Genomic DNA, 20,996 nt, shown 5'->3' with positions numbered 1-20,996 from the left:
TCTGGTCCACCACAGCTTCCAGCAAGCGACCTGCAACCAATGAAAAGAGATATTACAGCCAAAACCCCGACGTATTTATCATATATGGTAACGTTCGAGTCTTTAAGATGCTCGGATCCCTTGGCTAGGGACTCGCGTTTCATATATGTAACGTTCGAGCTGTTCGATGACAAATTGATGTTCTGAAATGGTGTCTTTCACCAAATCACCAATAGAGATTATCCCTATTACTTTACCTTCATCTATGACTGGTAAATGGCGTACTCGCATCTCGGTGATCAGTGACATGCAATCTTCATTCGTATTATCCAGACCAACATAGACTACTTGATGCGTCATGATTTCCTTAACCTGCATATCTTTTACAGGTTTATCTAACAGATAGGATTTACGTGAAAAATCTCTTTCTGTCAGGATTCCAGCCAGCTTATCGTCTCTCATAACCACTAGTGAGCCAATGTTATTAGCTGCCATCAACTGCATGGCATCGTAAACCGATGCTTCGTGGTCAATAGTAGTAACTTCATGTCCTTTCTTGTGGAGTAGTTGCTTTACAGTTTTCATGATAATGCTCCTTTATGAGTAAAAAACCGCCGGTTCATTATTCTCATCATATTATCTAATCTATAGTATCTAAACTACCACTACCAAGCGACTTATAAACGCAAGAATATGGAAATATTTAAAAACAGACAATAAATCGAATATCCCTGCTTTGCACAAGATACTGCTTGCTCTTTCATATGCTTTATGATTTAGATGAGAGTGAAAGGTGGAAAATCCGTATTATCTCCATGGCGTAACCCATTACTGGGTGGACATTTGGAGGAGAACTGCCTTTCAATCCCTTCCAGCCACTCTTATGGAGTCCCATAAATCCTGCTAAATATCATAGATTCTATGATTTTTGAGTACTAAAAGAATTTAAAAGTACTCTTTGATATCTTTTGATGTGATTGCACGCAGTGTTTTTGATACTCGTGCAATCACTAAAAAGCCGACGTCAGTTAGGTGCGTCCAGCAGAATGCTTAGATTAAACCTAATAATTTTTGTAGCAACTTATCGATAAATGGCTGGAACACACCCATGAAATTGTCCAATTGGAGTATGCCTACAAGTAGAATTAAGAAACCACCGATCGTGATGCCGCGTTTTAGACCCCAAGCAAAATTGGCTGAAGCAGGCAATCGTAAGTAAGGCGGGTTTGAGATTGAAAAGATGATTTTTAAAATAGCTAGTAATACGCCAAATAACGCACACCAAAAAAACAATTTAAATGAATGATATAACCTCGTTCCTAAATCTTCTGATGCCCACTCGATAGCTGAAAAACGCAAACAAATAATAACAACGAGTAACAGCACTAATGAATTCCAGAATCCTCCAAATCTTGCTTTCATTTCACTTTCGAAATTCATGTTGTAATCTCCCCTTCAAAAAATTCTTTTAAATTTAGCTATCTTCCTACTTAATCTCAGATATGCTATCTGAGAAACTGATGATAACACAGCAACATACGCAGTTTGCCCTCAAGAAATATTCATGCAGCAGCCCCCCCCTCTTATTCTCCTTATTCTTAGTGCAAAATGCAGGAAAAAATGTCCCTAAATAACTACCGGTGCGGAGCCTTGATATGACTCCACACCGTATAACTTTTGCAACTTAATGAGCTGTTTTGGCAGCCACCTGACATTGTTACTGGAAAATAAAGTCGGTACTGTCGATCTTGGCTGCTTTGACCCCAAGCAGAGTAATACTATCCGCTCCGATCGTAATGAGCGTATCTGTCCCAACCTGGGTAATTGTCAAATCAGTAAAAGTTAAACCGAGACCGCGCAAATCAATCAGATCTTGCGTCGATGCCGTACCGCCGATAGCGTCGAACAATTTTGTCGCCCCGCCACCGATGGTATCATTACCGAAACCTGCAGTATTGAACACGAAGCTATCGAAGCCGGTACCACCGTTTAAGAAGTCATCACCTGCTCCACCGGTAATCGTGTCTCTACCCCATCCACCATTAATAGTGTCATTACCGGCTGATCCGGTCAAAATGTCATTGCCTCCGTTGCCGCTAATGCTCGTGATACCAGTTAGCGTAGTGGCACTGAAATCCAGTGTATCAGCAGCAGAAGTACCAGCGATACGCACACCAGTAAAGCCACCGGAGGAAATCTCCTCTACCGCTGCAAGAGAGCTCAGACCAATAACGACATCGTTAGCTGTAGCCTGGATCTGATCCGAGCCAACGCCACCATCGATGGTGTCGAAACCGCTGGTACCAGGGACCAGAATCACATCATCGCCCGCTCCGCCGTTAATCGTATCGTTACCCGCTCCGCCATTTATGGTGTCGTTACCGGTCGATCCAATCAAAATGTCATTGCCTCCATTGCCGCTAATGCTTGTGATGCCAGTTAGCGTAGTGGCACTGAAATCCAGCGTATTAGCAGCAGAAGTACCGGCGATACGCACACCAGTGAAGCTACCAGAAGAAATCTCCTCTATCCCCGCAAGAGAGCTCAGACCAATAACGACGTTGTTAGCCGTAACTTGGAGCCGATCTGAGCCATCACCGCCGTCGATGGCATCGAAACCGCTGGAGATACCTGCCAAAATCACATCGTCGCCCACTCCACTGTTAATCGTGTCGTTTCCTCCCTTACCATCAATTGTGTCATTACCGCTACCACCGTTAATTGTGTCGTTACCGAATCCACCTTTTAACTTATCGTCACCACCATTCCCGTTCAATGTATCGACACCTTTACCACCATTAGCATGGTCATCGCCTTCAGTGCCATTGAAAATGTCATTGCCTATAGTGTCGATGAAGAGATCACCAACTACTGCGGTTGGGGCAGAAGCAAGCTGCTCGGCATTACCGGCATTGTCGGTATAGGATACGAGCACTCGAAGCTGCTGACCGACCTGCGACTCCGTCGGCCTGAAGTTAGCACCTGTTGCACCTGCAATGTTAGTCCAGATCAATCCACCGCCTACCTGCCACTGGTAATTAAAGGTAACTCCCACGACCCCATTAGGATCAGTGATATTAGCAACCGAAGTGCTGAGTTTCATTCCTTCTCTCGGGGTCGTATCATTGATCACGGGTACGCCATTGGCGCTAACCACAGGTACCGTAGCCCCCGAAATAATCTGTTCACTGGCACCTTTGTTATCTTGGAAAGTAGCTACTACGCGCAGAGGAGCATTCAGCATTAAGTCGCTTGGCGTGAAAATCTGGCCAGTGCCGACGGGAATCCAAGCACCAGGCGTAAACTCGGCCTGCCATGTGAGCACAATGGTAGCGTTATTAACGCCATCAGGATCATTAAGATTTGGCGTTGCGAGCAACTCCTGATTTACGCCCGGAGTAGTGTCATTGATGGTAATCGTACCGGATGCTGGCGAATTATTAGGCAATGGAACGAGCGTAATGGTCTGATCGGCAAACTGCAAGCGCTCGATACCCATCAAGATATCGGAACCATCGGCTTGCGTGCCACCCGTATGCGTAACCTTCATAAACTTGGTGCTTAAAGAGCCAATGGTGTACTCAGCGCGGTTGCCTGAAAACATAACGGTGTCAATATCGTTGACTCCTGGTGTAGTGGGTAAAATCTCACGCACGATCCTGATCTGGCTCGGATTAATCTCGCCCGAAAGCATTTGTGCTTGCAACTCAGTCATGCTATTGGCACTTTGGATCTCGTTGTTATTGGCGTCAACCACTGACAAGCGTACGTTAAGCCACTTATCCCCGTGGATAATGTCATTGCCGCCACGGCCTTCAATGATGTCACTGCCTCCGCCGCCCAGGAGAATATTACCGCCGGTAAACGAAGTTTGTTTAACGCCACGATGCGCATCATCAAGCAGTTGTTGCAGACCACTGATAAGCCCGATATTGTTGAGCTCATGACCAATCATCAACGCCGCATCACGGTTGTCGCCACGCAAGACATCGTCGTTATTCCATCCTGAAAGAGCCTCGACCATATCAAATCGATCACGAATAGCGTCAAGATCGGGTGGCAACAAACCAAGACGAAGCAAATCAAAATCTTGACCGACAGTAACACCTTCCGAAGTATCGAGTCGTGCGGTAACCCAGTCGAAACCAAGCATTCCTTCGTTACGCTCGATGCCGACACCAGTCACCATGATGTCATCACCGGATTCAGCGTCATAGTCATCGTCACCGCCACCACCAATGATAACGTCGTTACCGATGATCGGGCTCACCTGGAATGGATCAGCATTGTCTCCTTGCAGTAGATCAGGTTGATCGCCACCTTCGATCCAGTCGTCATCCTCGCCGCCTAATACCGTGTCTGTCGAATTACCAGCAATAATGAAGTCATTGCCAGTACCACCAAAAATTTCTTTGGGATCAGCACCTCCCACCACGAAATCGTTGCCATCGCCACCCAGGATCAAATCATCCACGCCTGCGCCTGCGCTGATGACGTCATTGCCGCCCTCACCCTTGATATTGTCGGTGCCGAATTCATCAGTGATAATATCGTCGCCATCTCCACCATGAATAATGTCATTGCCAGCTCCACCTTCAAGCCGATCGATACCACCATCACCCCATAAGGTGTCGTCGCCGTTACCCGCTTGCATCCGGTCGGCACCTTCGGTACCGCCCATCATGATATGTTCCTCGCCTGTAAATCGTACAGTACCATTGTTCATGCGGATAAGTGAACCGGATGGCAATGCCGATTCGTCATAATCTACTGTATTGGGATCATCCACAATTGGGCCGCTAGTGCCAAGATTACCAATCTCAAAGCTGTAGTCCGGATGGGAAAAGACATCACCTGGCAAATGTTTAACGCCATCGACATTTTTTATTATCAATTCGGCGAAGGAGTTATTTTCCAGCTCGGTCAGGAAATGAAGTCCCGCAGTGCGACCTAAGTAATAGAAACGATCCCCATCCTGCAGTTTCTCCAACTGTGTTTCGAACACAAAGTTAAAGGTCGAACCTAACATGCCACCAAACGGCATGGTCTTCTCAGCTAATCCACCGATCCATAAATCGATATTATTGACACCGGTAGCCGCCGCGTTGCCATTCAGGAAAGCTACAGAATCAGAATGCGTGCCATCATACAAGGACAAAGCGACTGCACGCTTATCTGCAAGCGTTGAAGCAGCTTGCAAGTCCGGATGAATACCGTAAGCCGCGATGAAATTTACCAGCGACAAGGGATTAGTAATGCCGAGTTTGAACTCAGCCCAGCTACCGTATGGTTTGAGTGCAGCATCGTTAGTTGCAGTAAAAAATTGCTCACGTGCGTCGTTGAGCTTGGGTAAGCCAGTTTCTCGACCACGTGCAAGGTTGATCGTTGCCAGATCAAGCGGCAACCCGAGAAGATTGTTGCGCACCGCGCCAGTTACAAATTCGTCGATCTCGTTGCCTACCTGATTGGTCATGCCGCGCACGATTGCACCCGCTGCATCTCTGGCATCGGTACCACTACTTGCAAAAGCAAGTGGATTGAGAAATGCCTCGATCAAAGGAATATCATCGTGCGTGCCATCAGGATTGATACGCGCCATAGTATCGGTCAGCATGGTATGGCCAAAACGGTAAACAGCGTGCGCGAATTCTCCAACGATGGCAGGATCGATATCATCCGAATAACCGGCAAAGGCGTTTACTCCGGGCTGCACCTTGCGCGCGAATTCCTCGAACACCAAGTGCTGATACTGCATCTCGGTGCCGAAGCGTGCCGCCTGGAACAACCGCTCACCATTCCAATCGCCATTAGGTAGCTTCCATTCTGCTATGAAGACAGCGTCGCCACTACTCTCAATAACACTCTTGGCTTGATCAACCAGACGATTATGCTCAGAATGAAAGACATGATGAACTGAAGTTAAGCCAATATTTTCGTTACCGCGGCCATCACCGGTGATGTAATGAGCATTGAGCAGTTCGTTGTCGTAGGTACTGGGATTATTATCGTCGACACCAGCAGTCTTATTTGTGTCGGGAGTGAGCGCTCGCTGGGGCGTTGCTGGGTTGTTGTCATGGTCTCCAAATGGGACTGCACTGTGCGCGATATCATCCAGGAAAGCATGGCCGGTTCGGATCGCATTCGCAGGTACGGTGAGCCCGCCCGCGTTGCCTTCGACCAAACCATTTTCGGTCACGATTTGCGCAAAACCATTGGGGCCGCGTAGAAAGTGACCATAGGCACCAGTAGCGAGCAGCGGGATATTGAGTATGTCTTGATCTCTTAATGTAATACCGAGCATCGTTTGTGCTTGTGCCTTGACATCAGCCCAGGTGGGGAGCCCTCCACCTGCGTGATCGAGTAGTCTGCCAGTGGCTACTGGTTTGCCGTTGACGAGCACGTACTCACGCAAAAACACTTGGTGTGATGGATGCGAAGTGTAGGTTTGATTCTGATCAACGAAAGGAGTGGTCGTGTTGGTATGTGCGTGTATATCGTCAGCCGTCCCAATTACTCCATCCGAACCGGGCTGGTTGGTGGCACGCGACAGTACCATAAAGTTGGTTGGACTGCCGGGAACGAACAGCGGATCGTCCGGTTGGAGTGGCACGAACACGATACCACTATTGCCTTTGGTTACCAGATCGAGACCATGATCGAAAAACTGGCCGAATAGCGTGAACCACGAGTTGAATCGGGCGGACAAACCTACATCTGGCGCTACATTAGGAATAAAAAGGGTTCCATTATCAGAAACGACTGGAGTAGGACCAGCAGCTTCTACAGCGGCCGGGTTATTAGCGGACTGATCGGCGATTAAGTTACTGATAATACGCGGTTGAGAATCTACAACGATGCCACTTGTTTGCGTATAGCTGGTTGGATCTCCAATTTGTAGTGGTCCTGGTCCATCTGGATCGAACGGCAGCGTTTCAGCGGAACGGAAATCAGGTGGAGTTATGCGTGGAAACACGTTATCGGCAGCGCCGAATTCCGATTGGCCAGGAACCAGATTATTATAAGAACCGTCTACGGTACGCAAACCATAGGGTAGCATTGGGCTGGAAATTTGATCTGCGCCAAGTCCAATCGGAACATTTCCGTCTGGATGAGCTTCTGCAATTTTGATTTGTTTAAGAATGAACTCGAGATCAGCTTTATTGAAATTTGCCATTTGTTCTCCCCATAGCGTGATGTAACCCGTTTGTTGTAGAGGCTTTCATGACCAAATTGAATTTAAAGCAATAAAGTTGGTGCACAAAAACATCCCAGCGACCAGTGCTTAAAACTTCACTTAAACTTCACATGGTCGCACAAGGCTAATCTTCCATGGAGGAAATAAAAATAAGCAAAATCTTTATTTTGATCTCAGGAAAATGTTTAAAAAAACAAGAATAGGAAATTTTATAAATAATTGTAGTCGAGCTTTGAAATCTCCTCTGCAATAATTGATAGAACTTGTTTAGCTTGATGATGATATTAAAGTGGAACGAAACAGATGGGCAATACTGCAAATGCTCACAATTTATCCAGCACTAAATCCAGGTTCTGCGATCCAGATGAGGTATCAGCACTTATTATTTTCAGTTATGCTTTTTAAAAAGCTTTTAACTTTAAAACCCGGCGCTAAATCTAATATGCTATCAATATGATTAAATAGGAGGCAGTTATGGATGGCTTTTTTATAGCTCTTTTATTTGATCTATTTGTTACTTCTCCGGCTCATGCCATGAAGCCTGCAGATGAAAAGCGGCTCAATGAAATTGCAGAACGTGGTTTCCATGTCATACCATTTGATCTCGAAAAAATGATACATATTTTTACTAAAACAAACGAAGAAGGAATTCAGCAGGTTGTTGCCAAAGTAAACCCGATTTTGAACAAATTCGTTTAATACGTAAACATGTGTTGGAAATTTCGACAGAATTTAGCCGAGGTAATTTTTCTAAACTAGCTCAGTTAAGCGATCATGCCCGTCATGCTATACCTGGACATCCGCATAAGCATCAGCATTAATCAATTATTTTTTTCAAGTAACTTGGATTTGCTTACTATTCATGCCTATCGAACATGAAATAGCTATCAGATTAGGATTCTTTTTTGCTATTTTCATCCTTATGGCAGGGTGGGAGGTATATGCACCCAGGCGCCATTTGACTGTTTCAAAAATGCTGCGCTGGCGTAACAACCTAGCGCTCTCCCTGCTCAATAGCCTGATTCTTCGGTTGGTATTTCCCATGGGAGGGATCGGCGTGGCTATTTATGCTCAAATCAACGGATGGGGATTATTCAACTGGATACAACCTCCCGCCTGGTTTACAATTATAGTAAGCGTAATTTTGCTGGATCTGGCGATTTACTGGCAACACGTGATGATGCACGCCGTCCCTCTATTGTGGCGGATACACCGCGCTCATCATGCTGATCTGGATATCGATGTAACAACGGGTGCACGTTTCCATCCGCTTGAAATGCTGCTTTCCATGCTCATCAAATTTGCAGTTATCACAATCCTGGGTGCACCTGTACTCGCCGTGCTGATTTTTGAAATAGTGCTCAACGCCATGGCCATGTTCAATCATAGCAACATCCGCCTGCCGCACATGCCAGATCGAATATTGCGTCAGCTGCTCGTCACACCCGACATGCACCGCGTGCATCACTCTGTCATCGTAAAAGAATTGAACAGGAATTACGGATTTAATCTCGTCATCTGGGATAAATTATTTAGCACTTACCGTGATCAGCCGGAGGCTGACCATAGTAATATGACTATTGGTTTGAGCGAGTGGCGTGATACAGCGTTCTGCAGCCGATTGATAAACATCCTCGCCATCCCATTCCGAAAGTAAATCAGGAAGGAAATCAAAATGCCTGAAAAAATAGAGAATCTGGAAGAATTTCTTATGGCAATCATATGGCTTCTAAAGATAATCGAGAAATCAAGCCCTCTTCTTTTTCGCTCAAATTTCAGAACTAACTATAGCCATAGCCTGGAAGAAGCACTTCCTAGATTAGATAAATTAAAGAGGGACGATCACATACAGTTCCCAACTGATTTTGAAGCTATGAGCGAATCGGGTTTAACCGGCAACCAGCTCGACCTCAAACTTGAATCTTTCGAATACAGCTATATTGAATTTCATGAAGAAGGTGGTCTTGAAAATCTAATAGTCGTTCTTGAGAAAGGTCAGTTCCTGCTGAATAATATCACCAGTGCTGTGCCAGGCTTTGGTTCGTTTGCTCAAGAGCTCATTGATTTCATTATCAAAGAATTAAAACAACGACAAATTTAAAAAATACACTTAACAGTTCGGTAATAAAGCCGTTAATATCGATATACCACTTCGCTCCGGTTCATGACAGCAGATGTTCATTACTCCATAGCAAACAAAAATTGATAAACAGAAGGAACAATCGATTTGACAAAATATTTCGATATATTTAATGGCGATGCAGATGGTATCTGCGCGCTGATTCAACTTCGCCTAGTCGAACCACTCGATGCAGAATTAATTACTGGTGTCAAACGTGACATTACGTTGCTGCAACAAGTTACCGCCGCAGCGGGAGATCGTATCACCGTTCTGGATATTTCACTCGATCGCAATCGAGAAGATCTTCAACGATTACTTACGGCAGGCGCAAATGTTCTTTATTTTGATCACCATTTCGCCGGCAAAATCCCTGTACATGACAACCTGCAAGCCATGATCGATGAATCACCGAGTACTTGCACCAGTCTGTTGGTCGATCGCTATCTAAAGGAACGCTACTCCCTATGGGCCATTGCCGCCGCTTTCGGCGATAACCTGGTATCTGTAGCACAAAAACGCTGTTCCGAACTCAATCTAAATGCAGAAGATATTCAGGTATTACGTCAATTAGGTGAATTGATTAACTATAATGGTTATGGTTCACATATCGAGGATCTTCATTTTCACCCTGCATCGCTTTTTCGCGCACTGCATCACTTTGACGATCCGCGGGAAGCTTATGACAGCTCGCCTGAAGTAGCTATTTTGGCATCAGGTTACGCAGCAGACATGGAGCACATCAACGCGTTGCCCCCTATACTTGCGACCGATATAGCCGCGGTTTATCAGCTTCCAGATGCATCCTGGGCGCGTCGTACAGTGGGGATTTTTGCAAATAATTTATCGCAAACATATCCCGAGCGCGCTCATTTGATTCTTTGCCCGGATGGACAAGGCTCGTTAACTGTCAGTTTACGTGCCGCAAAAACGCACCCACATGGCGCATCGGCTTTTTGTCGTCGCTACCCGGAAGGTGGCGGGCGTGAAGCAGCGGCTGGAATCAATCGACTTCCAGAAGTGGCGGTAACCGAACTTATTGCTGATTTTGAGCGAACATTCGGAAGTTCCCCCAGGAAAATTGAATAATGAATCATAACTGAACAAGATTATTATTCTAATTTCTTTTTTTAAAAAATAGAGAAAGTAATAATCGTCTTAATAATAAGACGTGTTAATCTTTTGATAAATCCTGATCGCAAGCTATTCTCCAGAGAGTTTCCCCAATTCTTCCACCTGATACTGGCGCCCATTTATCAGGTTCATTATCCGAATGAACGATCTTCCCCTCCCCCATGTTCGAACTAAATAAAGTGAATGAAAGCATTCTCACCAGCCCTAGTTTGCAGTTATACTCTTTTTGATATTTCGAAGATAAGAACTTAACTCCACCGGTTTCCTTCTCAGCCTTAAAGTCCCCCAGTGACCACATCTTAATTTTGTCTCCAGTTTTCTGAATGGTGTCAAAGTCAGCATATATTGTTACTGAACCATCGGCACTTTCGTCTACTAAAGACCAGCCAGCCATCACGGTGTTGGCTGTTAAGGCAATTATTAAAGCTAACAATATTTTTTTCATGCGTATTTGTTTGATCCCTTTCTGCTTATTGTCGCATGAGCATATTAGCACCTCATAGAAGTGGTACAGCAAAAATGATTAAGCAATCAAACTCTGACAATGCTTATAAAAGAAAGCAATGATGATGGGGACGGAAAAGGGGACGCTACCCTTTATTCCTAAACTGTCGATATGCTCTTCAAATCCTACACATTCTGAATCATTCTTAACTGGTTAGACTATATCTTTTAGATCTTGATAGAATTCACTTTCAATTCGATCAACATAATCAATCAAATTGTTCTTTGACAAACCATATTCCTTAAGGGGCGATTCAATTGGACAGCCAATGATATTGATTAAGTGACCAAAGGCACAAGCATCCAATGTGGTAGGTTGATCTCCTAAAAAATACCGCTTACTCCCAAGGCTTGCTGATAACGCATCAATATCTTGTTTACCTAATGTAAAAATTTCTTCTGCTTGATGTCTGCCAGTGCCATGACCATAAATTTGCCGTTTGATTTTTGGACGCCATCTATTTGCAACAATATCTCGGACAATGGGAGGTAGCCCGCCAAAAATTGCTTTCTTGTTAACCTGCCAATTTTCATCTGTATATTGCCAACGCGAATAAAGCAAAACCCAAAACAAATGCTCATCGAGCAAACGCTGCATGGCTGTTGATACCGCCAATTCCACCTCGCTTAGTCCTTTGTCCAGGTCTTTATAGGTTGATTTGAGGTAGCTAATGATAAATCGAGAATCGCCTAATGCCTCACTGTTATCTTTAATGTAGGGCAATTTACCTTTGGGAGCACTAAAAGGTAATGCCGATTTGATTTCATATTCAATGCCAGTCATTCGCAAATACGTTTCGATTTTGCAGCAAAAAGGACTTAAGTTCGGAATCCCCCAGGTGCGTTCAAATTGGTAAAGTTCTAACATGCGATTGATCCTTATCATCATTGTTATTAATCATGAGCTATTACTTGTATAATGCAAGTTAATTTAACTCATAAGCTTGCTAACTGCAAGTGATCATGCTCTCCTTTTATTTATTAAGGAAAAATAATTTATGAATGATGAAATGGATAAACCAATTTTTGAGCGATCATGCTGCCCGATTACGTGCTCACTCGATCTCCTGGGTGATAAATGGACTTTGCTGGTTATTCGTGATCTGCTATTGGGTAAAAAACGCTTTCAAGAATTCCTTGAATCTCCAGAGGGAATTGCCACCAATATATTGTCAGACAGACTAAAGAAAATAGAAACTGCTGGGCTTGTCTTTCAACAAACATATCAGCAGAAACCAATTCGTTATGAATATGTTCTGACAAAAAAAGGAGAGGATCTTAAACCTGTACTTCAAGCTTTGGTTAAATGGGGTAAAACATATTACCCTGGTACTAAAGTTTTTGAAGCTGTTGAGCGGCATTCAAGTAATTGAGAGGCGTGAGTTTCTAAACAACTTCACCATGCAAAGAGTACCGAATACCAAATAGGAAGCAAAAATTTAAGTCCGGCGCTCACTCCGACGCATTCATAAGTGCACATCGACAATATCTCGGGAGAAAATGACGGAGAAAAGAGGAGAAAAGGGGGCGCTACCCTTTATTGCTCTCTCTTTTCATTCCTTGGGCGCCCTAATGTATAAAAAGGTAGCGCCCCCCCATTTTCACGTTTCTGATCTGGTTGAATCTTGCAGTGTCGCAAGATGCTTTTCTACATCTTCTTTACTGAAACCGATGGCACTCGCCACACGATCAGCATGACTCTCACGCGATATTCCTGAAATCAAGCGGTGGGTTGGGCCTTCTGGCAGAAACTCGACTTGCAGATAGCTGCCGATGCCCTCGCTTTGTAAACGTTCACATAGTTCGTGGTTATGAGTGACCAATATCGTTGTTGCACCGAGCTTATGGAAGCCTTTGAGCACATACTCGGAAAGCGTCATTTTCTCTTCAAAGGTAGTCCCTTCCGCCAGCTCGTCAAGCACAACCAGGCTGAGGGGAGTCGAATTAAAAAAAATCTCGCGGGTTTGTTTCAGTTCATAAGCAAAACGCCCCATCCCTTCCTCCAAACGTCCTGGCTCCGGTACCTGGTAAAAAATATGTTCTGCTGGCACTAGTCGCGCAGCTGTTGCTGGAATATAACCTCCCGTTTGTCCTAACAACTGAATCTGCACGACAGTTTTGCAATAAGCTGTTTTTCCACCGCTATTCGGGCCGGTAATAATCAGCAGACGGTTGGCTGCATCCAGCTTGATATCGTTGGGAACATAGTTTGGTTGCATTCTGGCAAGCAATGGATTTTTCGCATTCGTAACGGTAAGTGTATGCTGCCCTGCCTCGATGATTTCAGGTAATACCATTCCCTTATCAGCAGATTGAGCATAGCGATGCAAAGACAGTAATTCATCAATCATACCAAGTGCTTCCAGCGCTTTGGCCAGATCAGGGCTTTGTCGGAAAAGCTTTTGCAAGGGATAAATCACCGAATCCCGGTCAGAAGAACTGACAGCCTGCAAGATGATGGGAATAATCGGCACTGTCAGGATGAGGATGCCAGAGCCAATATAAGTGGCACCTAGCTCGACCAGCATGTTTTGAAAAAAATAAAACAGACCGGTTACGATGGACAGAAAAATCAATGATGGTAGCCATTTGAACATGGATGGCCGAAAGCGGGGAACAGGCAGGTAAGTCGGTTTCTCTTCTCTGGTTTTGAACTTGCCATCGATGACGTAGATTGGGCCATGCATCAAAGCGTAAGTGCGGGAATCACCAAAATTTCGAATGGCCTGAATCAGTTCCTGCAAATAAGTACTTCGCACTGGCGGTAGCGAATCCGCCTCTTCAACCAGATTAACCGCAAATTCAGTTCCATCAATAAACTGATGATAGCCATAGCCGCCGAATTCCAGCTTTCCCGTCTTATTTTTTGGATTATCTGTGGTCAATCCACCCGCAAATTCTCCATAGAGAAGATAGTAGAGCGATTCTTCTCCAGGTACCATTTTCTTGACGAAGCTATCAAGTTCTGCAAATAATTCGGGATTGGATGCCAACTCACGTATCGCTTCCTGTTTCTTCTGCAACAGTTGTGCATCATGGCCAGGTCTAACCAATGATCGATAAAGCACAGATTGTCCTATCTGGGTTTCCGCCTGATTGATTTCGTCAAATAAAGCATCCGCTTCTATCGCATTGAATGTCTTGGGATCCAGCACGCCGTAATCAGAGTCAGTTGGCCGTGTATCCCGTATGCCTGCAGGCTGCTTACCATTCGATAAAATAAATGGTGCACGCCAGATGGGAATGGAATTGGATTCTGTTGCATCACTCATGACTATTTCCCTATTTTGACAAAATGACTCTCGTGATAATTTGCATGTTCATAATTTTCCCTGATTTTATTTCAATGCCCGGATAAATTTGGATAACATGCCGGGTCAATAATTTAATCAATCTATTGTCAGCCTGCACTCAGCCATAACTCAAGCATAAAATGATATTACCGAAACAAAATTAATTTTGCCTTATCACAATATGCAGGACTTCTCTTGCTGGCTTCCATGCTGCTGTTTGTAGTCGGATTTTTCTTGGTGTTAAGAATCTAGCATATCTACGTCGTTGATGCGTGGCATAATCGGGCAAAACGATCCTGGTGTGATCGAGGATTACTTTTCCTAATAATAATTAATAACAATATATGAGTATATTTGCCTATTGAAGTAACTGAGGCATTTCTATCATGCAAAAAACAAAAATATTGTCCCGTTGGCTCATCTTGCTATTCATGACCACCTTGCTGAGTTATGCAGGCTGGTACTTAACACGCAAACCGCCTGTGGAAGTCGAAGTTGCCACCATTACGCGCGGCACAGTGGAGGCTACTGTCGTCAATACGCGTGCGGGTACGATCAAAGCTTGCCGGCGAGCCAAACTGGCTCCCGCAGTAGGAGGACAAATTGTCAAGCTACCCGTAAATGAAGGTGATCGCGTCAAGCAAGGAGATGTTCTGTTGAAGCTGTGGAATGCCGATCTGGTAGCACAACATGAACTTGCCAAACGACAACTGGCTACTGCCAAAAGCCGGCAACGTGAAGCCTGCATTATGGCAGAAAATGCACAACGCGAATTTATCCGAACCCAACAACTTGTTGCTCAAGGGTTTGTTAGTTCGCAACGGGCTGATGAAGCTGAGGCCAATGCGCAATCCCGTCAGGCAAACTGTGCTGCCTTGGCAGCAGATGTCAAACGCGCACAAGCTCAGATCGAAGTCATTCAAGCTAATCTGGATCGTACCACGCTATATGCGCCCTTTGCTGGAATTATTGCTCGCCTCACAGGCGAGCTGGGCGAATACACAATGCCCTCCCCTCCTGGTATTCCTACTCCTCCTGTGATTGATTTGATCGATGATAGCTGCTTGTATGTCAGTGCACCAATGGACGAAATAGATGCCCCCAAAATAAAAATCGGACAAGAAGCACGCATCACACTAGATGCATTACCTGGTCAAACTTTTGCCGGTACAGTGCATCGTATTGCGCCATATGTCACTGAAATAGAAAAGCAGGCTCGTACTGTTGATATTGAAGTCTATTTTACCGAAGGCTCGAACTATGCTCTGTTAGTGGGCTACAGCGCTGATGTCGAAGTGATTATTAATCGGCATGAACAGGCGCTGCGTATCCCGACACAAGCCATCCGACAACGGGACAAAGTGCTGGTGTTAGATCAACATGATCGCATCGAAGAGCGCACCATAAAGACGGGGCTGGCCAATTGGGCATTCACGGAAATCATAAGTGGCTTAAAAGAAGGTGAGCAGGTATTGACATCCTTTGATAACGAGGATATTGCTGCCGGCGTAGTCGTCAAACCTAAAACCAATCAATCATGATTCAACTTGCAGCCATTACCCGCATCTTTCATATGGGTGAGCAGGAAATTCGTGCGCTTGATCACATTGATCTGATTATTGCTTCGGGTGAATATGTATCCATCATGGGGCCCTCTGGCTCAGGCAAATCTACTCTGCTCAATGTAATCGGCTTACTGGACAAACCTGATAGCGGGCGCTACCAGCTCGATGGTAGAGATGTTACTGATTTAACCGAAACTGAGCAGGCACGTGTGCGCAGAGAAAAAATTGGCTTTGTCTTTCAAGCATTTCATCTGGTGCCCCGTCTTACTGCTGCCGAAAATATCGAGCTGCCACTGATTTTGGCAGGCATTCCACCAGCTGAGCGCAAAATACGGGTAGAAGAAACACTCCATGCCTTTGATCTGAGCAAACGTGCTCAACACCGACCAGCTGAATTATCCGGTGGTCAGCGCCAGCGGGTAGCTATTGCGCGCGCGACCATTCTGCGTCCCACTGCCTTGCTGGCAGATGAACCAACAGGTAACCTCGATCATCGAACTGGTTTGGAAGTGGTAGCGCTGCTGGAAAATTTGCATCATGCTGGCACTACCCTTATTGTGGTGACACATGATCGTGAACTGGGATTACGAGCACACCGTCGTATTGGCATGCGCGATGGGTTCATCGTGGCAGATGAACAATGAAGCTACAGGATATCTTCCTCTTCTCCTTTAAAACGGTCACAAGCTACCCTACCCGCTCATTCCTCATCATTCTGGCGATGGCGCTGGGCGTAGCTGCAGTCGTCGTCCTGACTGCACTAGGTGATGGTGCGCGTCGTTTTGTGATTCATCGCTTCTCATCCATCGGTACTAATCTGATTATCGTTTTACCTGGTCGCGCCGAAACCGGAGGTAGCTTCCCTGGTGCGACTATGGGGCAAACTCCACGCGATCTGACATTAGAAGATGCTCGCTGGCTCGGCCACCTTCCCCAAGTTCGACGCTATGCCCCGCTCAATGTAGGCACTGCCGAGCTCGCTGCCGCCGGACGTTTACGCGAAATCACTATCCTCGGTAGTACCGCAAATCTTTTGCCCATCCGCCACATGCAATTAGCGCAGGGCAGTTTTCTGGCACATGGCTCACAATACAGCGCACAAATCGTCTTGGGAGCAAAACTAGCTGAGGAATTTTTTCCTGATGGCAATGCGATTGGTCAGCATGTCAGGCTGGCCGATCGACGATTCATGGTATCGGGGATACTCTCCAGGCAAGGAGAAACAATGGGGTTCAATTCGGATGAAATCGTGATTATCCCGATCAATCACGCCCAAGCATTATTAGATACCACCTCGCTCTTCCGTATCATGGTCGAAGTCAGGAATCGCAGTGACATTCCCTCCGCTAAGCAAGCTATCCGCGAACTCATGATTCAGCGCCATGATGGCGAAGAGGATGTCACCATTATCACTCAGGATGCAGTACTCGCTACCTTCGATCGCATCTTTCGCGCACTGACCCTCGGTGTAGCTGGTATTGCTGCGATCAGTCTAGCGGTAGCTGGTATTCTGATCATGAATGTGATGCTGGTAGCGGTCAGTCAACGCACTGATGAAATCGGATTGCTCAAAGCAATCGGAGCCCCAGGGAGCGATATTCGCCGCTTATTTCTCACTGAAGCCGCCTGGTTATCACTCAGTGGTGCCATCTTCGGTTTTATGCTGGGGCATGTGGGTAGTCTATTGATCCGCCTGGCTTATCCAGAATTACCTGCCTGGCCACCTGCCTGGGCTAGCCTCGCCAGCATCGTCATTGCACTGGCAACGGGTATCATTGCTGGCCTGCTGCCTGCCGCCCGCGCTGCACGACTGGACCCTGTCAAGGCACTGAGCGGCAGATGAGTACACTTGACGCATTGCAATTCGCCCTGCGTGCCCTGACCGCTCACTGGCTTCGCACGCTATTGTCAGCTTCGGGAATTGCCATCGGCATTGCCGCCGTTATCCTGCTCACTTCAATAGGAGAAGGCATTCAGCGTTTCGTACTTGCTGAATTTACCCAGTTTGGCACCAATATTCTGACCGTTACTCCTGGTAAATCCATGGCACATGGTAGATCGGTCGGCGCCATCAGCAGTGCACGCATCCTGACCATTGAAGACTCACTGGCTTTAAAACACTCTCGCTACGCTCAATATGTCAATGCCAGTGTGATGGGTAATGCTGAAATCCGCTCGGAAGGTCGCGGTCGACGTGTTACGATTTACGGACAAAGCCCTGATTTTGACAAGGCATTCAATATGAGCGTGGCGATTGGTCAGTCCTTGCCTGCAGATGATCCCCGCAATCCACGCGCATTTGCTGTGCTCGGTGCAAAAACACACAACGAGTTATTTGGTAATGCCAATCCGCTCGGTGCAATTTTGCAGGTAGGCGGCTCACGCTTTCGCATCATTGGTGTGATGGCGCCCAAAGGGCAAATACTGGGATTTGATCTGGACGACACAGTGTTTATTCCCACTACTCGGGCACTAGAAATATTCAATCGGGAAGGTTTAATGGAAGTACATATTGTCTATCCGCCAGAAGCACCCTTGCAAGCTGTCACGGAGGATGTGCGACGCATTCTCATCGAACGGCATGGGCGCGAGGATTTTACCCTGACACCTCAGCAACAAATGCTCTCTACCCTCTCTACCGTACTGACAGTGCTCACCTTTGCTGTCGCTGCCTTAGGTGGCATTTCGCTACTGGTCGGTGCCGTGGGCATGGTGACACTGATGCATATCTCTGTTGCTGAGCGTGTAGCGGAAATTGGATTGCTCAATGCGCTGGGCGCCACCCGCGCCCGTATCCGCCTACTGTTCCTGATGGAATCCACGATACTCTCAGCACTCGGTGGATTAGCTGGACTGGCAATTGGTACTGCACTCGCTAAGCTGCTCCAAATCGTAGTAAGCGAATTACCTGTCAATATTCCCTGGGACTTTGTCCTGGGTGCACTAGCAGTATCCATTCTGATAGGTCTGGCTGCGGGTGTCGTTCCTGCCATGCACGCTGCAAAACTTAACCCTATTGATGCACTGAGGACGGAGTAACTGCCTGTGAGAATAGATTATGTTAACAGCAAACAAGGAAACATACACTTATCAAGCGGCATCAAGTGGCTTTGCAGCGATTTATGGAGCAGATTGAGTTGGCTGAAGCAGATCGATATTTGCCATCACCTGCCCATGATCAGGAATATAAATTGGCTTTTTATCCATTGACGTCTTGTCGTCAATGACATGGTCGTTATATAAGCGAACATCAATTATCCGCCCGATTCTCTTAGAATTTAGTTCAGCAAAATGATTGCTGACAAAAATATTGTCAAGACTTTCATAATGTCCGTTATGAATGTATGTGTAATAAAAATTCTCAATACTTTTACGTGCCTGAATATCTTTACAGTTTTGAAAAACATGCTTCCATTTTTTTATTTTTATTTCTAGCGGGAGGCTGCGAAAAGGTTCTTCTCCGAGAATAGCTTGGTTAGTCACAGCAGTGTCGTTATCATTTAAGTCGCCCAAAATAAAAATTGGCTTTGCCTCATCTTTATTTATTTCATCAGATAAAATTTGTCTGATACCACAAGATTCAATTCCCCTTCTGATTAATGAACGAACACTGCCTTTTGCCAGTTCGGGAGAGGTAGCTGTATTACGATCAATATTATCCGCTAATATAGGTCTTTTTGATTTTAAGTGCAAAACTATCACTAGAGCTGATACATTTTCATTGATCTTGATTTCAGCTTTTAAAACGCCCCTTGAAAATTTTTTTAAGGGGATATTCACCGGTGCACTTTCCAAAGGTGCAGTTATCTCCTTTTCGTCAAAAAAATCAAAAACGAAAGGCAAATCCTCGATCACCTCTGTTTCAATAATAGGGAACTTGCTTAAAATAGCATTCACAGGCGTTTTGCCAGTAGGATTAGCGACAAATAGATGCCAATTTGCCATTGGAGTTCCTGTTAAACACTCTCTGAGAGCTCGTTCTTCGAAGATTTCTTGAAAACCGATAATATCGGCATTCATCTTCAAAAGCTGATTCTTTATCCAGACCGTTTTTTTCCGATATTCATCTTGGTTGTAATGGGGCCTGTGTCCGTCATAAATTGGCTTACCTGCCGTGACAAGGTTTTCTACATTAAATGTAGCAAGTGAGATTTTCATTTTTTTGATTAAAAAATGTTATATGAGGATCTTAGGAAATTAAAGTGAAGTTAAGCGTAATAATTTAACCTAAAAGCCGCTTTTAGGTTTAAGCATTACACTATCGATGCTCTGGAAAATTAAGCAATAGTTGTCATAGTAGATGATTTTAGTACATGATAAGTGGTATTGTATAAAACACTCAATTAGCGGATAACAATGATGGTATGTGCGGACGTTTTTGCCTAGATTATCCTCGTGCCAGTCTGATCAACTGGTATCATGCGGTGACCATGCCAGAGATTGAGTCGCGCTATAACATTGCGCCCACAACCGATATTGTGGTCATTCGTGATAGCGTCGATGGTCGAATAGGATCAATGATGCGCTGGGGTTTGATACCCCATTGGGTTAAGGATCCAAAGAAATTACCCTTGCTCTTTAATGCGCGCGTTGAATCGCTTGCGATAAAGCCATTGTACAAAAACGCATTCCGTCGCCAACGCTGTATTATTCCGGCTTCTGGTTTCTATGAATGGAAACTATCATCAGATGGTAAAAGCAAAAAACCATTCTATGTTTCTGCCAAAGATGGCAGTCCGCTATCATTCGCTGGGATATGGGAGACAGCAACGATAGATGAAGTGGTAATTGATAGCTGTACAATCATCACCACAAACAGTAATGCATTGATGCGTTCCATTCATGACCGCATGCCTGTGATCCTCACTCCAGAAACCTGGGATACTTGGTTGACGCCTTCCGGCCTATCTGAAGACATTTTAATGTCTATTATTCTAAAACCATTTTCTTCAGAACTAATACAGTTATGGGCAGTATCACCTGCGGTAGGAAGAATAAGTAATCAAGGAAAGGATCTAATCCAGCCTGTTAATGAATGAGGTTTTTAATTTATAGTCTCAAAATAAGAGTGCCGTCTAATTCCCATCATTTTGCTAATTACCTACTGGAAAAACTGCGGTAATCTGGAGAAAGAATCACTCACGACGAGCGAATCATTACTAATTTGAATTAGATGGAATAAAAGCATAGTTTGGCAATGAAATATT

General features: G+C 45.2%; 17 protein-coding genes. 10 read left to right on the top strand and 7 right to left on the bottom strand.

Going from position 1 to position 20,996, the window contains the following annotated elements; translation table 11 throughout:
• Window positions 1-102 precede the first annotated feature (102 nt).
• The 3 genes from R2Q26_RS12040 to R2Q26_RS12030 all read right to left on the bottom strand — a co-directional run bounded on the left by R2Q26_RS12040 (window position 103) and on the right by R2Q26_RS12030 (window position 7,153).
• The gene (locus tag R2Q26_RS12040) at window positions 103-564 is read right to left on the bottom strand and encodes a CBS domain-containing protein (protein ID WP_317536498.1); all 462 of its coding nucleotides are present in this window, start codon (window positions 562-564) and stop codon (window positions 103-105) included.
• A 465-nt stretch (window positions 565-1,029) separates the two neighbouring features.
• Complete coding sequence (locus R2Q26_RS12035) at window positions 1,030-1,419, bottom strand: hypothetical protein (protein ID WP_317536497.1); 390 nt, start codon at window positions 1,417-1,419, stop codon at window positions 1,030-1,032.
• 277 nt (window positions 1,420-1,696) lie between these two features.
• Entirely contained in the window at window positions 1,697-7,153 is a 5,457-nt protein-coding gene (locus R2Q26_RS12030; protein ID WP_317536496.1) for a peroxidase family protein, read from the bottom strand.
• Between the two features lie 495 nt (window positions 7,154-7,648).
• Between R2Q26_RS12030 and R2Q26_RS12025 the strand changes: the two genes are divergently transcribed.
• The 4 genes from R2Q26_RS12025 (at window position 7,649) to R2Q26_RS12010 (ending at window position 10,382) form a co-directional block, all read left to right on the top strand.
• On the top strand, window positions 7,649-7,873 hold the full coding sequence (locus R2Q26_RS12025) for a hypothetical protein (protein ID WP_317536495.1): 225 nt from the start codon (window positions 7,649-7,651) through the stop codon (window positions 7,871-7,873).
• Between the two features lie 163 nt (window positions 7,874-8,036).
• Entirely contained in the window at window positions 8,037-8,831 is a 795-nt protein-coding gene (locus tag R2Q26_RS12020; protein WP_317536494.1) for a sterol desaturase family protein, read from the top strand.
• 18 nt (window positions 8,832-8,849) lie between these two features.
• Entirely contained in the window at window positions 8,850-9,275 is a 426-nt protein-coding gene (locus R2Q26_RS12015) for a hypothetical protein (protein ID WP_317536493.1), read from the top strand.
• Window positions 9,276-9,401: 126 nt separating this feature from the next.
• The gene (locus R2Q26_RS12010) at window positions 9,402-10,382 is read left to right on the top strand and encodes an acetyltransferase (RefSeq protein ID WP_317536492.1); all 981 of its coding nucleotides are present in this window, start codon (window positions 9,402-9,404) and stop codon (window positions 10,380-10,382) included.
• 85 nt (window positions 10,383-10,467) lie between these two features.
• Here the strand turns inward: R2Q26_RS12010 and R2Q26_RS12005 are convergent, their stop codons facing one another.
• Window positions 10,468-10,872: a surface-adhesin E family protein gene (locus tag R2Q26_RS12005; RefSeq protein WP_317536491.1), complete on the bottom strand. Its 405-nt coding sequence runs from the start codon at window positions 10,870-10,872 to the stop codon at window positions 10,468-10,470.
• 213 nt (window positions 10,873-11,085) lie between these two features.
• Window positions 11,086-11,799, bottom strand: coding sequence for a glutathione S-transferase family protein (locus R2Q26_RS12000; RefSeq protein WP_317536490.1), 714 nt, complete (start codon window positions 11,797-11,799; stop codon window positions 11,086-11,088).
• A 130-nt stretch (window positions 11,800-11,929) separates the two neighbouring features.
• Between R2Q26_RS12000 and R2Q26_RS11995 the strand changes: the two genes are divergently transcribed.
• Window positions 11,930-12,304 carry a winged helix-turn-helix transcriptional regulator gene (locus tag R2Q26_RS11995; RefSeq protein ID WP_090569609.1) on the top strand — a complete coding sequence of 125 codons (375 nt, stop codon included), beginning with the start codon at window positions 11,930-11,932 and terminating at the stop codon, window positions 12,302-12,304.
• A 228-nt stretch (window positions 12,305-12,532) separates the two neighbouring features.
• On the opposite strand, the gene R2Q26_RS11990 is transcribed toward R2Q26_RS11995, so the two are convergent.
• Window positions 12,533-14,203, bottom strand: a complete 1,671-nt coding sequence (locus tag R2Q26_RS11990) for a MutS-related protein (RefSeq protein WP_317536489.1) — start codon at window positions 14,201-14,203, stop codon at window positions 12,533-12,535.
• Between the two features lie 407 nt (window positions 14,204-14,610).
• Here R2Q26_RS11990 and R2Q26_RS11985 point away from each other — a divergent pair, with 407 nt between their 5' ends.
• Genes R2Q26_RS11985 through R2Q26_RS11970 form a run of 4 tightly spaced genes read left to right on the top strand, consistent with a single transcriptional unit; the run spans window position 14,611 to window position 18,828 of the window.
• The gene (locus R2Q26_RS11985) at window positions 14,611-15,765 is read left to right on the top strand and encodes an efflux RND transporter periplasmic adaptor subunit (protein WP_317536488.1); all 1,155 of its coding nucleotides are present in this window, start codon (window positions 14,611-14,613) and stop codon (window positions 15,763-15,765) included.
• Window positions 15,762-16,433, top strand: coding sequence for an ABC transporter ATP-binding protein (locus tag R2Q26_RS11980; RefSeq protein WP_317536487.1), 672 nt, complete (start codon window positions 15,762-15,764; stop codon window positions 16,431-16,433). The genes R2Q26_RS11985 and R2Q26_RS11980 overlap by 4 nt, the downstream gene beginning before the upstream one ends.
• Entirely contained in the window at window positions 16,430-17,632 is a 1,203-nt protein-coding gene (locus R2Q26_RS11975; protein ID WP_317536486.1) for an ABC transporter permease, read from the top strand. The genes R2Q26_RS11980 and R2Q26_RS11975 overlap by 4 nt, the downstream gene beginning before the upstream one ends.
• Complete coding sequence (locus R2Q26_RS11970) at window positions 17,629-18,828, top strand: ABC transporter permease (protein WP_317536485.1); 1,200 nt, start codon at window positions 17,629-17,631, stop codon at window positions 18,826-18,828. The genes R2Q26_RS11975 and R2Q26_RS11970 overlap by 4 nt, the downstream gene beginning before the upstream one ends.
• Window positions 18,829-18,909: 81 nt before the next feature.
• On the opposite strand, the gene R2Q26_RS11965 is transcribed toward R2Q26_RS11970, so the two are convergent.
• Window positions 18,910-19,947, bottom strand: coding sequence for an endonuclease/exonuclease/phosphatase family protein (locus R2Q26_RS11965; RefSeq protein ID WP_317536484.1), 1,038 nt, complete (start codon window positions 19,945-19,947; stop codon window positions 18,910-18,912).
• Window positions 19,948-20,153: 206 nt separating this feature from the next.
• On the opposite strand from R2Q26_RS11965, the gene R2Q26_RS11960 reads away from it, so the two are divergent.
• Entirely contained in the window at window positions 20,154-20,828 is a 675-nt protein-coding gene (locus tag R2Q26_RS11960) for an SOS response-associated peptidase (RefSeq protein ID WP_317536483.1), read from the top strand.
• Window positions 20,829-20,996 lie beyond the last annotated feature (168 nt).

Origin of the sequence: Nitrosomonas sp. Is37 (assembly GCF_033063275.1) — a bacterium.
Lineage (GTDB): Bacteria > Pseudomonadota > Gammaproteobacteria > Burkholderiales > Nitrosomonadaceae > Nitrosomonas.
This window is presented reverse-complemented; position numbering and strand designations above follow the sequence as displayed.